The sequence below is a fragment of the Pollutimonas bauzanensis genome (assembly GCF_040393045.1).
In the GTDB taxonomy this organism is placed as follows: Bacteria; Pseudomonadota; Gammaproteobacteria; order Burkholderiales; family Burkholderiaceae_B; genus Pollutimonas; species Pollutimonas bauzanensis_A.
This window is the reverse complement of sequence record NZ_JBEBUX010000121.1, coordinates 1-12,193: the sequence shown is the minus strand read 5'-3', so window position 1 is coordinate 12,193 and position 12,193 is coordinate 1. Positions and strand designations below refer to the sequence as shown.

Genomic DNA, 12,193 nt, shown 5'->3' with positions numbered 1-12,193 from the left:
CGACACACCCGACTTTCTCAAGAACGAAAAACCGCCCCCAGCACGACCTTGGCGCCAATGCCGGCTCGACTCCCACGGCTTCGACCTCTCGCGCGCTTGCGCTGCCGCGACTCCTGTAAACACCTCGGCCAAAAAAAACTCTAGTGGCAATCAGTAACGGTCTGGTCCAGGTAAACCTCGAACGCAATATCCTGCACAGCTGCCTTGGTGATTTTTTCCAGATGCTGACTGTTTGCCCACGCTTTGACTGCCTGCTTCAAGTAATCGGCCAATTCGGCGTCATTGCTTGCAACGACAAAAGCAAGGGGTTTGAGGTCTTGGACGGGCAAGCGGGCCGAAAACTTTTTCCATTCGGGCAGCTTGATCAGCTCATTAAGCATTGCACTATCGTGCACCGCGGCATCGCATTCCCCTATGCGCAACGCCAGCAAGGAGTCGGCCGGTGCCTTGAAAACCTTTTCGATGGCCCCGTATTTTTCAGCCAGCATCCCAACATACCTTCCGCCCTCGGCCAGGCATACAGTGCGCCCCTGTAACTGATTCCATTGTTTTATGTCGGTATCCGATCGCATAATCGCCATCGCACCAGCAGAGTAACCGGTAGGAATGACACGCGACGAAGCGCTAGCGGCGTCAGTTTCGGCAACAGGAGCCAACACGACTCTTACCTTGCCATCCTCTAGCGGCTGTGTGGGATTTGCCTGGGTAAACAGCGTCATCTGGGCCTTGGCCGACAAACGGCGCGCAATATCATCGACCAATAATGCATCGATACCTTCAGGCGTACGTACCTTCGCCCCACCCACAAAGGCTGGCGGCGCGTATTCGACGCCGACGGTCAGTGTGCCGGCAGGGACAAGTTCCACGGCCCCATATGCTGGCCAAGCCAACCCAACTGAACACGCTGCCGCCACGGCGGCAAGCAGATGATTCAATCGAACAGGGCGATGTGGGACACAGGTATTCATGGCTAGACGTATTGATAACGCAACAAACGACGCTTCAGGTTTTCCAGGATGACTTGGTCAATCAGAGTCGCCAAGATGGCGATGGTAAGAATATTGGCCATGACACCTATCATGTCGGCAGTCTCGCCGGCATAAGCCAACGACCGCCCCAGGCCTTGGCCGAAGCCAATCAACATTTCAGCCGAAATCAAAGCCCGCCAGGCGTTACCGAAAGCCAGCTGCGCGCCGGTAATCAATTCTGGCATGACTGCGGGCAGATAAACCCTTTTGAGCATGTCCCAGCGGCTTGCCCCCATCACACGTGCTGCGGATACGTGTACGTTGAGCACACTTTCCGTGGCATTCATGACCGACAACGCTGCGGGAAAAAAGGCGGCCAAGGCGATCACAACGATGATGGGCATATTGCCGAACCCCATCATGATCAGGAACAGCGGGACCCACGCAATCGACGGAATCGACTGCAGGATAATAATGGCGGACTTGAGCACTTCACGAAAGAAGAACAATACAGCGCCGATCAGGCCAAAACCAATGCCAAACAACAACGCAAAACCGTAACCAAAGCCCAAGCGCGTCAGGCTGCCCGCCAGCACACTGCGAAACTCGCTGGTTTGAACGTCTTCCCACAAGCGGACCATGACGGCGGGTACGCCTGGCATCAGGAAGTCAGGTAAAAACCAGGCGGCAATTTGCCAGAACAACAAAATGGCGGCGACGGCAACCACCATGGCGAGTTTTTTTCGATAACCGGAAAGACGAATCTGGGTGCTCATAAATGCTTCTAAATCAAGATGGCCGGTTTGAGCCGGCCATCTTCAGGAGTAGGTCGACAGGCCAATTACAGCTTGCGGGTGTTTTGCCATTCAAGGTCAACAATGCTCTTGACGTCGAACTTGCCGCCATCCTTTGTCTTCAAGGAACCCTGCTCTTGCAGGATATCGGCAATTTCCTGCATGCGATCCAGTTCCGCGTCGGTCAGCACCGGGCTGAATGTTTGGCTCTTGATCGCGTCGCGGATGACATCTTCACGCGGCACATCGCCATGCTTCAAGGTCTTGAGCGTAGGTTCTGCGATGAAGTAGCTGGCGATAAGCTTGGCAGCCTCTTCAGGCTTGCTTTGCATCAGCTCAATCGCTTCACGCTGGGCGTCCAGCGACTTCCAGACGCCTTCCTTGTTGTTTTTCAGCGTGTCGCCGGAAGTAATCACAACCATGCACGGAAATGGCCAGACCGCACCGATTTCATAAATTTGCTTAACAGGGGCGATCAGTTGGGCAATGCTGGCCTGCGGCTCGAACAAAAATGCGGCTTCCACACGGTTGCCAACCAGCGACTGGACGGCGACCTGCGGGCTTACACCCATGATCGTCAAATCTTCGGGCTTCAGCCCCGCGTTTTTCAATACGACGCCGCGCAATACGGTGTCTGCCGTGCTGCCCTCTTTTTGCGAAGCCAGCGTGCGCCCTTTAAGACCAGCGACATCGTTGATATTGGCGTCTTCGCGCACCACAATGGCGTGAAAGCCGTGCTGTGCACCACCCACGACCTTAAGGTCCGCACCCTTGGACGACCACGAAGCGGCATTGGTAAAGCCCAATACCCCAGTGTCCAGTTGGCCGCCGACAATGGCCTTAATCAAATCGGTACCTGATTTGAATTCGACCAGTTCAACATCCAGACCGTGCTTCTTATAAAAACCACCTTCGTACGCGGCGATGGCCTGCGCGTCATCCATGACACGCAAATAGCCAACCTTGAATTTTTCTGCAGCCATGACCTGACCAGCCATAGTCAATGCGACCAATGCCGGTATCAATAAACGTGACAGCTTCATACTTCTATTTCCTCTATTAATTTTGCGACTTCATCCTGTTCGGCATGAATCCCAAGCAGCCCTAAAATTTCCCTGCGCATGGCGGCGAATTCCGATAAATCATGGGTCTTTTCATGCCGCGCCAGAGTGAACTCCTTAAGCACCGTCGCTGGGCGCGGGCTGAACACCAGAATGCGGTCCGCCAGGAATAAGGCCTCGTCGACATCATGTGTAACCAGGAGCACTGTCGGACCAGCTTCGCGTATCAATTGGCGTAGCGCATCTTGCAACGTCATCCTGGTAAGCGCGTCCAGCGCGCCAAAAGGCTCGTCCAGCAACAACGCTTTAGGATGCGAGATAAAAGCGCGAGCCAGCGCGGCGCGTTGGCGCATGCCACCCGAAACCTGATGCGGGTAATAGGTTTCAAAGCCTGCGAGATTGACCTTTCCCAGCCATTCACGAGCCTGGCGGCGCGCATCCTTTTTGTCGTTTTTTTGAAACTCGAGCGCCAGCGCCACGTTGTGCTCCAGCGTCAGCCATGGATACAGCGCGTTTTCCTGGAACATCAATGTGCGCTCAGGATGGGGCCCTTGCACGGGCAGCCCATCGGCCAACATGGCTCCGCCAGAAGGCATTTCCAGGCCGGCGGCAATATGCAGCAAGGTCGATTTCCCACAGCCCGAGGGGCCTACCAGCGCAACAAGCTCGCCGTCCTCAATGTCGCGGCTAAAGTTCTCGATGACCTTCAGGCCAGAGAACTGCTTTTCTATATTCTTGAAGGACAGCTTCATTAAGTTTCATCTTGCGGTTTGGTTATATCGCACTTTACTGACTGACTTAATACCCCACAAGAATTTTTATTCACTATGCTTATACGATAAAGTCATATAAGCCACCACTGTCTACAACACCAGTACATTCATATCATCACCAAATACACTGCGCGCGGTGTCAAGCAGATGATCATGATGGCTCAGGAAAATAACTTGCGTCTGCTCAGACAGCGCGGCCAGGGCCTGTAACCCTGCCTTAGCCCTGGCATCGTCGTAATTGATGAACAAATCATCCGCAATAAACGGCAACGGTGCCGCTTGTTGCAAATGCAGTTCCAAGGCCGCCAAACGCAAAGCCAGATACAACTGATCGCGCGTCCCGTCGCTCAAACCGCCTATGCCGACTTTGCCCCCGTCGGCGCGCACCCCTTCCAGCACCATGGGTTCGCGGTCGAAATCAACGGCCAGGCGCTCAAAGGAGCCCAAGGTCAACTGCGAAAAAATGGCACCAGCCCGGGCCAGCATAGGTCCTTGCTTTTCTTCGCGGTATCTGTCGATAGACCAACGCAATAAACGCGCAGCGGTGAACACCTTGATATACCGCTCCGTGGCATCAGCCATACCCGATAGCGCCTCTTGCCGCTGCGATTCAGCCTTGGCGGCCGCGTCGGTACCGCTGATGCTTTCCAGCTTGCGTACCGCGTCGGCCAGCTCAACCGCTATGCGCGTCTGCTCTGCCATAGCGGTATTGATATCGGCATTCAGGGTATCCAGATCGGCGGTAAGCTGGGCCAAATCTGCACCCTCGATTTCTTCTTGTATTTGTTCGCGGGTATAGCCATCGCCATTTTTCAACAGCTCTGCGCTGGCATGGGCCACCGCTTGAGCCAGGCTTCTTTGCCTGTCGGACTGACTGATCGCAAACCGTAACTGCTCTTGATCCTCAGCTGACGCACGTTGCAACAAGGGCTGCAGGTTTGCGCTGGCAGCCTGAATCGAACCATGCGCCAGTCTGGATTCGGACTGCGCATGATCCAGCTGCTTCGCAACATCCGTGGCTTGCTTGTGCAACTGCCGCGCCAAAGACAATCTGGCGCTAAGCGCCTGGCTGATTTGTCCGGCATCGCCACTGACGCTATCGTCACCCAGCGCCTGCACTATCTGCGTGGCGCCAGAGGAAAACCCTTGCAATTCGCTAAGCATCACATCGATGTGTTCGACGTGTCTTTGCCGTATATGCTTCAGTTTCTCAGCAATGATTTCCATCAAGCTCAACGCGCCTTGTACGGCCGCAGTATCACTCTCGACAGGCAGGCCGGCATTGCCCAAAGCAATCGCCCAATCCTGGCGCCAACGATCCATTTCGCCAAGCGCCGTATCCCTGGCGGCTTGCAGTTCGGCCAATATAGGCTCGGCCTGCATTAATTGGTCTGCCAACGCCGCCCTGCGCACCTTGGCCGTTTCTGCAGCCCCTACATAGTCATCGGCCTGCATGCGCAAGGCCGAAAGACTTCCAATATCGCTTACGGGCAAGCCCGCAGCTAGCAACGCTAGTCGCAAGCCCGCCACCACCTGCGACTGCTCGGCGACAAGCTCTTCGTGAGCCTGGCTGGCCGTGGTCAGCTTTTCGGCCGCGGCCAGTGCTTTATCTCTCTGCTTTAACCAGTCCCCAACCTGTTCCAGCGTCATGGACTGTAAACCGAGAGGACGGCAAGTCGCGTCCCAGCGGTCATCGAACTCCTGCAACCTCGTTTCGCTGGCCAACAGCATGCTTCTGGCATGATCGCGTTTCTGTAGCTCGTGTTCGAGCTGATGCTGACGACTTTGCAGTTCGGCGGCTTCTTGAACGTTGTCCAGCCGGGCATCGGCAAGCGCATCGGCCTGGCCAATGTGTTGTTCGAAGGCTTGCGCCGCCTCTGGCAACGCCACCGCGCCGCTGGATATAGACAGCCAGACGTTATCGCGCTCGCTACGTGCCTGTGCGACATCACCTTGCGTAACAAGGTGATGTAATTGCTGGTACTGACGTATCGCCAGTTCGCGCTCTTGCACTATGCCCATCAGCTCAACATGCCTGGCCTTCGCCGCTTTCAGATCAGACACCAATTCCTGGCGCTCGGCGCTTAGGCGCGCCAGATCCTGCGCCGACGGCGTCCGCAAGGCCATAAGCTTATCCACGGTTCTACAATCGCCCGCCAAAGCCGACATAGCCTGATCGAACTCTGCCTGCGCTTTGCCAGCCATTACCACCGCCTTGCGCAGCGCCGTTTCCGGTTCACCCTGCGAAACAGCGAGGCTCAGTGCCGCACGCAATGTGGGCTGAACCTCGACGACAGGCAAATCAGCCAACCTGGCTTTCAAAGTTTCTATTTCGGACCGTCTGCTTTGCATCGCCCTTTCCGTCGACTGCAGCGCCTGCACCAGACTACTATGATCGCGCAAAAGCTGTTCTATATGTCGCCTGGCGGGCAGTATCGGCAAACGCGCCTGAAGGGCTAGAAAGTCGGATTCCGTATGCGTTTGAGCAAGCTTCCAGCCTAACTGCAGTGCGGCGTCGGCGGCATCTTTCCATAGCGACGCCACCTCCCCTTCATAGCGCTCAATATTCTGTGAATGGGTACTGTATCGATGACGCAAAGCGTCCAACGCTTCGATATCTTCGGCCAACGCCAACACGCGTTCGTCAACCACAATGCCCGACAGCAGCTTCTGTAGTCTTCCCGCTTCCGCATCGTGGGTGGACAGCCTTTGCTCCGCCCTGGCCAGTTCGATTTCCGCCGACGCCAGGATTGCGCCCGCATCAACAGGCAGTTCTACCACCGGACCTAGCTCCCGCAACAACCTCTCGTTTTCGGCCAGCATGCTTGCGCCGGGCGCCAGACGGCGTATACGCTCCAGCCTGGTTCGCTTGGCCAGTAATTGTCTGTGCTGTTCCCGTTGTTCTTGGACCGCCGCTTGCAAATCCTGTACTCGTTTATGCGCTTCGACCCATTCGCGGGTACGCACAGTTACCGCCTTTAACGCCGCATTGGCCTCGTCCAGTTGCGCTTGTGCGATGTACCATTGCCGGTCCTTGGACCTCTTTGGCGCCCAAAGCAAAGACGCCTCGGCTTGCAAGGCATCGTAAACTTTACCAAGGCTCGCAACGCCCGCCGCGGCCTGAAACAGCACCTGCCCGACATCATCCTGCGCCTTCAGCATATCGTTGCCGCCCTGCACTAGGCGCGGGTGATCCAGGCCAAACATCTTGTCGAAGAAATCGCCAGTGGCGGTGCCCAGGTAGGGATCCAGCGTGGCGTCGGGCAGCGGCAAATCGTCGGCGCCCCGCAATGTATTTTTGTTGCCTTTCGTACGCTGGAACTCCAGGAGGCCGCCCGCCTGCTCAATGACGGCGCCAAGCCTGAGTTCGCTTTTGGGGTGCAGAAAATCCAGCGGCGTGCGTGCATGAAAGCCGAATAGCAAATCGTAGAATGCCTGGCGCAACGTGGACTTGCCGGCTTCGTTGGGGCCGACAACCATATGAAAGTCGCGCCGGGAATGCGGGAACGCCAGACGGCTATCGGTAAACTTGCCGTAGCGGACCAGATCAAGACGGTTAAATCGCATGTCTATTCCGCCTTAGCCAAATGAGCAATCAAAGAAGGCCTGATTTCACGCAATAGGGGCCCAAGATCGCCATTTTTTATATCGTCAAAGTACGGGACTGCCAGCCTCAGCTCTAATGGAGCCTTGCTGATCAATGCGGATAGATCATCGCGCAAGCCTTCAAGAAAATCAGGATCGGTTTCAGCATTTTCGAGCAAATCCTGCAAATCGGCTAAGGCATCGGCACGCTGCCGCAGTGCCTGGCCGTCGTCAACCGCCTGGGTGGCTAACCTGACCTTTTCCAGCCATAGCCTGTCGTTGCCCAAGGCGGCAATAAATGCCAAAACCTCCATGCGCAATTGCGCCTCCATGCCGAACAGCTCTCCATGCGCCGGCGTTTGACCGATGACGACGACCCTGACGGCCAGCGGCATATTGGCATGCTTATCAACCAGCAAGCCTTCCAGTGCCTCGCCAATACGACGTGCGACTTGTTCCAGCGACTGGCATAGTGAGGCATCCACCTCAAGACTATGCCAACGCACCACATCGACATAGATGCGTTCGACTTCAAGGTCGCCAGCGGCATCGCTGCTGACCAGAACTGCGCCCCTAGGGCCGGTTTCCCTAATGTGGCGGCCCTGCAAGTTGCCGGGAAAAACCACTAGCGACTGGCCGCGCCACATAGCGTATTCGTGCACATGCCCCAAGGCCCAGTACTGGTAACCCTTGGCATGCAGTTCAGCAAGGCTGCAAGGCGCATAATTAGCGTGAGCGGCATTGCCTTCCAAAGCAGTATGCAGCACCCCGATATTGACCATGCCGGGCACGGGATCGGGATAGCCGGCAGCCAGGTTTTCCACCGTAGCCGCATCTTTGAAGCTGCGTCCATGCAACGCCACTCCCATGTGTTCCAGTAAAAAAGTACTAGGTTTGCGGCTGTCGAATACAAAGACGTTATCCGGCAACAGCAGGCGTTTGGTCATCTCACTTTCGGCATCGTGATTGCCATACAGCAAATACACAGGGATGCCCGCCTTTTTTAGACGGCCCATTTCCTTGGCGAAATAAAGCCCGGTGTTGTGATCCTTCCAATTACCGTCGTACAGATCCCCCGCGATCACCATAAAGTCGACCCGCTCGTCAACGGCATAGTTGACGAGGTTGGTGAACGCATCACGCGTAGCAGTGCGCAACATATCGACCGGCGCGTCGGCATACGCGCTTAAACCGGTCAGCGGACTATCCAGATGGATATCCGCGGCATGGATGAATCTCACGTCGTTTCCCTTCTTGTTTATGACTTGGCAATCGTCGCAACACGCAGATAGGCCAGGCAGAGTGAACATTAGCATGCCTGAGCTTGGCAAAATCGCCTGCTGTCACAGGCTGGTCATGATGCGCTGCAATAATCTCTGCGCTTCGCCGCATGGCTCGGTGCCGGCATAACCTAGACAGGTTTGAATCAGCTCCGCGCGCGGCAATACCTATATTGACAGGCGCAGTACATGACGAAATCCCTCACGCTGAAAAAGAGTTTTATTCTTTTTCTGATCACACTCACGCTGCTATCCGCTTTGGTTTTGGCTGCCTTGCACAACCTGACGCAAAGCATAGACTACTTAAAACTTACGGAAAGACAGCGTTACTCGGCGACCGCACTGGCGACCCAATACAAAAGCCTGACTCAGGCAATGACGCGCGATGCAATGGCATTCGTGTCGACCGAACAACCCGAATTCCATGAAAGCTACTTGCGCCACAGCGCCATCCTGCACGGTCAAGCCCCAGACGAACGGGGCGCTCAACAGGCCATGATAGACCGCTTCAGGCAAACGGGATTCACCCCCGAAGAAATGGCCAAACTGGAATCCGCCCACGCTCAGGGAATTGAACTGCAAAAAACGGAAGCCGAGGCCATCAGCACCGCCAGCGGCCAGTTCGACGACGGCCAGGGAGGGATCAAAGTGGCGTTGCCCAACGCCTTGATGGCCAAAGTCATGATCTTCGGCCAACAATACACAGAGGCATCAACGGCTATTGCCCGCGCCATAGACGAGTTCGATGACATGCAGACGACTCGCTTCGAGCAAGACCTTCGCCAGGCTGAGCATGCCAGCCTGACTGCCCAACGCATCGCGATAACGGCCATGGTGGCCCTTCTGCTTTGCAGCACGCTGGCGTTATGGCACCTGTATAAGGCCATCAAACACCCATTGGATCTGGGCGTGCAGCTCGCCCAGCAACTGGCGGCTGGCCACCTAAGCGCACGAATCAGCGTCAAGCGCCGTGATGAACTGGGCCAATTGTTGAACGCACTGAATGGTATCGGCGTCGGCCTGCATCAGGCGATCAGCGATGTTCGCGACCGCGCTATACAAATCGCAACCGCTTCGCACCAAATTTCCGTCGGTAACCATAAGCTGGCTGAACGCACCGATGAGCAGGCGGCGAACTTGCAGGAAACCGCCACTGCAATGGAAGAGCTAAGCATTACCGTCAAGCAAAATGCAAACAACGCCGAACACGCTAAACAGGTCGTATCGAACACCGCCGACTGCGCCGCGCGCGGCTGCCAGACTGTCCAAAATGCCGTAACCGCCCTGCAAGACTTACGTCTGAGCTCACATAAGGTGAACGATATTACCGGGCTTATCAAGAACATCGCCTTTCAGACGAATATCCTGGCATTGAATGCTGCAGTAGAAGCGGCACGCGCAGGTACACATGGCCGAGGCTTCGCCGTTGTGGCGGCCGAAGTCCGCAGCCTGGCTTTACGCTCGGCAGAGGCATCAAAAGAAATTGAAACCTTAATCAAACTGTCGGTTTCGCAAATTGATCAAGGTGCAAATCTTGTTGATACAGCAGGCGGGGCAATGGACGAAATCATGCAATCGGTGCGGCAGGCCGAAAGCATCATGGATGACATCGCGAGCGCCACCCGCGAACAAGCTAGCGGTGTTGAACAAATTACACTGGCGGTGAGCCAACTAGATACCATCACGCAGCAAAATGTGATTCAGGTACAGATGGCGGCCAGGGCCACGCAAATGCAGCAAGAACAGGCCGACGGCCTGGCGCAGACCATTACACGATTTACCCTGGATAAGCTCGCCAACACGGATTCTCCTCAGGAATCTGGCGAAAGCCTGCATTTTCATGGCGCCAGCCAGCAGCAATTTTTACCTATTCCTATGCCTACGCCTAGCTAGCACGCGCAATGTCTTTTAAAAGTTTTGACACATTCAGCTCAGATCGGTAAAGTGGGCAGACAGTCGGCCAGTATGAGCGACAATAATTAGAAGGAGACAGCCACATGCATACGGTCACAACCAGGATGCTCGCGATCTTGGGCAGCAGCATTGCCCTGACGTTTTCTGCTTCCGCTCTGGCACAACAACCCATCGTCATTAAGTTCAGCCACGTCGTGGCTGATGCTACGCCCAAAGGGCAAGGCGCCATCAAATTCAAGGAAATTGCTGAAAAACTGCTTCCGGGCAAAGTTACAGTCCAGGTATTTCCTAACTCGCAATTATTTGGCGACGCTAAGGAATTAGAAGCAGTATTGCTTGGCGATGTGCAGTTTATTGCCCCTTCCCTATCCAAATTCGATCGCTACACAAAAAAGGTTCAACTGTTCGACCTGCCTTTCTTGTTTGACGACATGGCCGCCGTTGACCGCTTCCAACAGAGCGACGACGGCAAAGCTTTGCTGAACTCCATGACCAACCGCGGACTTAAAGGCCTGGCCTACTGGCACAACGGTCTGAAGCAACTGTCCACCAACCAAGACAAACTGACCCGCCCCGAAGATGTCAAAGGCTTGAAATTCCGTATCCAGGCATCCGACGTGCTTGAAGCGCAATTTCGCCAACTAGGCGCCAATCCGCAAAAACTGGCTTTCAGCGAAGTCTATCAAGCTCTGCAAACCGGCGTGGTCGACGGCCAGGAAAACACGTGGTCGAATATCTATTCGCAAAAATTCCACGAAGTTCAAAAAACCATAGCCAATACCAATCACGGCGTCATCGACTATATGGTCGTTACCAACGCCAAATGGTGGGACGGCTTGGCTCCTGATATTCGCAGCGGCCTTGAAACTGCCATGCAGGAAGCCACGACTTACGCCAATAACTTGGCGGCAGAGCTCAACGAGCGTGATCGCAAGCGCATCATCGAAGCCAATAAGGCAAAAGTTCAAGAGCTTAGCAAAGACGATGTGGCGGCTTGGCGCAAAGCCATGGAACCTGTCTGGAAAAAGTTTGAAGGCGATATCGGCCCCGAGCTGATTCAGTCAGCACTCAAGTCCAATAATAAGTAAACGCTAGCGCGGCGACGCTAAAGACTATTTTAGCAGTCGCTGCACTTAGCTGACATACGGGACCACACCATGAAATCAGTCTGGTTTGAGCGGCTGGAAGAAGGGCTTATCGCCTTTCTTCTGGCAGCCATGACGCTTGTCACCTTCGCCCAAGTAGTCGCGCGCTACCTGTTCAATTACAGCTTTGTCTGGGCATTGGAACTAACCACCTTTTTGTTCGGCGGGCTGATTTTCCTGGGGATTTCCTATGGTGTGCGCGTCGGTGCACACATAGGCGTGGACGCCCTGGTCAAGATTTTGCCCAAAAAAATAGCCCATAAGCTAGGGCTGGTGGCCACGCTGCTATGCCTGGTATATGCCGCCATCGTATTTGTCGGCGGCTGGATTTATGTCAGCAAAATGTATGACATCGGTATCCTCGCCCAGGATATGCCCATTCCCCAATGGGTGCCCCGCCTGGTTATGCCCATAGGCTTTGCCTTGCTGTTCTGCCGTTTTGCGCAGATTTTGTACAACATGTGGCAAGGCAAGGATGTGCACTTGCTGGGCGATGAAGTCGAAGATGCCCTTAAATACAGCAGCGATGAAGGCCTGCCAACCCAGGAGCAGAAATGACGACAGCCGCGCTTTTCATCATGCTCTTTGTCTTCATGTTCATGGGCATGCCCGTGGCAGTCTCGCTAGGGCTTTCATCCATACTGACCATATTGGTCTTCGGACACGACTCGCT

General features: G+C 55.1%; 9 protein-coding genes. 3 read left to right on the top strand and 6 right to left on the bottom strand.

Annotated features, from left to right (window positions below; translation table 11 throughout):
- Positions 1-140: 140 nt before the first annotated feature.
- From ABWO67_RS15925 to ABWO67_RS15900, 6 genes are all read right to left on the bottom strand, one after another.
- Complete coding sequence (locus ABWO67_RS15925; protein ID WP_353153264.1) at positions 141-866, bottom strand: transporter substrate-binding domain-containing protein; 726 nt, start codon at positions 864-866, stop codon at positions 141-143.
- A 104-nt stretch (positions 867-970) separates the two neighbouring features.
- Positions 971-1,744, bottom strand: coding sequence for an ABC transporter permease (locus tag ABWO67_RS15920; protein ID WP_353153262.1), 774 nt, complete (start codon positions 1,742-1,744; stop codon positions 971-973).
- A 65-nt stretch (positions 1,745-1,809) separates the two neighbouring features.
- Positions 1,810-2,805, bottom strand: a complete 996-nt coding sequence (locus tag ABWO67_RS15915; RefSeq protein WP_353153260.1) for an ABC transporter substrate-binding protein — start codon at positions 2,803-2,805, stop codon at positions 1,810-1,812.
- On the bottom strand, positions 2,802-3,575 hold the full coding sequence (locus ABWO67_RS15910; protein WP_353153258.1) for an ABC transporter ATP-binding protein: 774 nt from the start codon (positions 3,573-3,575) through the stop codon (positions 2,802-2,804). The genes ABWO67_RS15915 and ABWO67_RS15910 overlap by 4 nt, the downstream gene beginning before the upstream one ends.
- 111 nt (positions 3,576-3,686) lie before the next feature.
- On the bottom strand, positions 3,687-7,163 hold the full coding sequence (locus ABWO67_RS15905; RefSeq protein ID WP_353153256.1) for an AAA family ATPase: 3,477 nt from the start codon (positions 7,161-7,163) through the stop codon (positions 3,687-3,689).
- 2 nt (positions 7,164-7,165) lie between these two features.
- A complete protein-coding gene (locus tag ABWO67_RS15900) occupies positions 7,166-8,422 on the bottom strand; it encodes a metallophosphoesterase family protein (RefSeq protein ID WP_353153254.1) in 1,257 nt (418 codons plus the stop codon).
- 228 nt (positions 8,423-8,650) lie between these two features.
- On the opposite strand from ABWO67_RS15900, the gene ABWO67_RS15895 reads away from it, so the two are divergent.
- The 3 genes from ABWO67_RS15895 to ABWO67_RS15885 all read left to right on the top strand — a co-directional run bounded on the left by ABWO67_RS15895 (position 8,651) and on the right by ABWO67_RS15885 (position 12,078).
- Positions 8,651-10,354, top strand: coding sequence for a methyl-accepting chemotaxis protein (locus ABWO67_RS15895; protein WP_353153252.1), 1,704 nt, complete (start codon positions 8,651-8,653; stop codon positions 10,352-10,354).
- A 104-nt stretch (positions 10,355-10,458) separates the two neighbouring features.
- Positions 10,459-11,463: a TRAP transporter substrate-binding protein gene (locus ABWO67_RS15890; RefSeq protein ID WP_353153250.1), complete on the top strand. Its 1,005-nt coding sequence runs from the start codon at positions 10,459-10,461 to the stop codon at positions 11,461-11,463.
- Between the two features lie 69 nt (positions 11,464-11,532).
- Positions 11,533-12,078 carry a TRAP transporter small permease gene (locus ABWO67_RS15885; RefSeq protein ID WP_353153248.1) on the top strand — a complete coding sequence of 182 codons (546 nt, stop codon included), beginning with the start codon at positions 11,533-11,535 and terminating at the stop codon, positions 12,076-12,078.
- The last annotated feature ends 115 nt before the right edge of the window (positions 12,079-12,193 follow it).